Origin of the sequence: Streptococcus sp. 27098_8_69, from assembly GCF_041432445.1 — a bacterium.
Taxonomy (GTDB): domain Bacteria; phylum Bacillota; class Bacilli; order Lactobacillales; family Streptococcaceae; genus Streptococcus.
Window position 1 is genome coordinate 1 of sequence record NZ_JAPVZO010000050.1, and the last position, 1,573, is coordinate 1,573.

A 1,573-nucleotide genomic window follows, 5' to 3' on the forward strand; every position below is an offset into this window, starting at 1 on the left:
AAATCTCCGACGGGAGAAAGTACTCACTACTTTTTCGTTATGTTAAAGTAGTGGTGTCTTGTTAAGTCGATAAGTCCTTTGGCGCTAGACGTCGTAACTAAAACTGACAAGACACCTGTTTTAGGAAGAATGTTATCAAAGTATGTGGGACGAAAAACGTCGAGTATTGAAAATGACATCACTAAAGCAAGGAATCATTCAAGACAAAGAGGTAATATCATGCGAGTAGTTTTTGGGATTGACGTGAGTAAAGCAAGTTCAGAAGTGGCCATCTTGGTCAATGGAGAAAAAGTACATGGCTATACCATTCCCAATGATGCCATCGGATTTAATCGACTACTTGGGGACTTGAAGACTGTTCACGATCCAGAGATTGTCTTCGAGGCGACTGGTGTCTATTCTCGTCGTCTTCAGGCCTTCTTTGAGGATAATAGTTACGCTTATACACGGCTCAATCCCTTAGAATCCAAAAAACAACTAGATAGCTTACGAGTACGTAAAACCGATAAGATTGACGCTGAAAAACTAGCTGCTTCTCAGTTCATCCTCAATCGTAAACCAAGCTATGTCCAAGAAGCGCTTTATCAAGAATTACGCGATCTCAGCCGTTTCTATCAGAATCTTACTGAGGATATCGTCTGCGCTAAAAACCGTCTGCACAAGGTTTTACAGTTCACTTTTCCTGAATTGGAAAACATATTGTCGGCACCAACTGGGGAACAATATTGGAACTTGGTCATGACTTTTCCATGTAATAGTTTTGTACTGGAGTTAGATGACGCCACATTAACAGCTATCATCCGTCAGTCTACGGCGAAACGCATCTCTGAAAAACGTGTGACTTACTTAGTAGATAAGCTTACAAAACTAGCTAATCAGTCTTATTGTGCGGTCAAAAAAAACTCTCCAGTGATAGAAGAGGTCAAATACTATGCAGGGGAGTTACTTAGGCTTTCTGAACACAGACAAGGTGTTCTAGAGGAGATGGTAGCATTGGCTCAATCTTTGCCAGAATATGAGATTCTTCTCTCTATTCCTGGAATAGCTGAAACCACAGCGACAAGTATTATTGGCGAACTTGGTGACATTCGTCGATTTCACTCTGCCAATCAAATCAATGCTTTTATCGGAATTGACCTCAGACACTATGAATCTGGAAACTTTCTAGCCAAGGAACATATCACTAAACGTGGGAATCCCTATGCCAGAAAGATTCTCTTTAAGTGCATTCATAACATAGCTTCAGCTAGCCACACCAATCCTTGTCATATCGCAGACTTCTATGAGAAACGGAAAAGACAATCGCAAGTGACTTCAACCAAACCACACACGATTGCCTCTATACATCGTCTCATTAGAACAATGTATTACCTTATAACGCATAACAAACTTTACGATTATACTTCTACCCAAAATCGGTAAAATTGTTTATGCCATATTATTGTAACGCCTTATCAAAAAAAATCACCAGATAAGGTGTTGGTTTAGTGTACACTTTTTTCACTAAACTTTAGTTCAGAAAAAGACAATTTCCTTAGTTTGACTATGGAAATCAAACTATTTTTCATCAAAT

The 1,573-nt window shown here is 39.3% G+C and carries 1 protein-coding gene; it reads left to right on the forward strand.

Annotated features, from left to right (window positions below; all coding sequences use genetic code 11):
• Nucleotides 1-219 precede the first annotated feature (219 nt).
• Complete coding sequence (locus tag O3658_RS10520; protein ID WP_049548761.1) at nucleotides 220-1,422, forward strand: IS110 family transposase; 1,203 nt, start codon at nucleotides 220-222, stop codon at nucleotides 1,420-1,422.
• Nucleotides 1,423-1,573 lie beyond the last annotated feature (151 nt).

Bases quoted from the DNA above. Each gene is read 5' to 3' on its own strand.
- O3658_RS10520 (WP_049548761.1), top strand. From the start codon at position 220: ATGCGAGTAGTTTTTGGGATTGACGTGAGTAAAGCAAGTTCAGAAGTG.